Below are 239 nucleotides of genomic sequence, written 5' to 3'. Positions count from 1 at the left end.
AGATTGTCATTTCTAATGAAACGAAAAGATGAACAATTACTTTATTTACAGATATTAATATTCGTGTTTCGCGATCTGTAAATATTCGTTATTTTTTAATTAGTATAACGGAAATATAGATATATTACAATATCATTGTTACTTTTCATAATGTAACAAATATATCCTCAGAAACTATTTATGGTAAAATCCGAACGTTCGTAAATTACGATAATAACAGTAACATTATTTCAAGTAAC

The sequence above is a fragment of the Neobacillus drentensis genome (assembly GCF_036965645.1).
GTDB classification, from domain to species: domain Bacteria; phylum Bacillota; class Bacilli; order Bacillales; family Cytobacillaceae; genus Neobacillus; species Neobacillus drentensis_D.
Note: the sequence above shows the minus strand (reverse complement) of the source record.